The sequence below is a fragment of the Luteolibacter pohnpeiensis genome, assembly GCF_016595435.1.
Taxonomy (GTDB): domain Bacteria; phylum Verrucomicrobiota; class Verrucomicrobiia; order Verrucomicrobiales; family Akkermansiaceae; genus Luteolibacter; species Luteolibacter pohnpeiensis.
The window spans coordinates 1-334 of the sequence record NZ_JAENIJ010000236.1; the positions used below are offsets into that span (position 1 = coordinate 1).

1 protein-coding gene is annotated in these 334 nt (G+C 58.4%); it reads right to left on the reverse strand.

All coding sequences use genetic code 11. The annotated features are described in order from the left end of the window. On the reverse strand, positions 1-182 hold a 182-nt coding region (locus JIN85_RS22640), incomplete at its 3' end, for a hypothetical protein (RefSeq protein ID WP_200274564.1). Positions 183-334 lie beyond the last annotated feature (152 nt).

Below are 334 nucleotides of genomic sequence, written 5' to 3' on the forward strand. Positions count from 1 at the left end.
TTGCCATTGCCAGCCCCGATATCCACAAACGAGCCGCGCTCTTGGTTCGTTCGAAACGACCACCCTTCAGTCGTCCGCTTCACGTCCCGCATCAGAACGGTGATGATTTCATTCGTGGTCGGATACCACTCGTAGTCTTCCGCCGCCTGGCGGACCTGCTTTAGTTGAGTCGCGAAATTCATAACAAATCGGCCGTTTCGGGTTCGGGTTGCAGGGCGGTGAGCACCTTGGCTTTCAATTCCCCGTAGTAGATGAGGAACCGGTCGAGCGCGTCGCTCAGTCGCTCGGTGTAGTGGTCGCGCTTCACCTCCAAGTGCAGCGGGCGGAGCGGCTT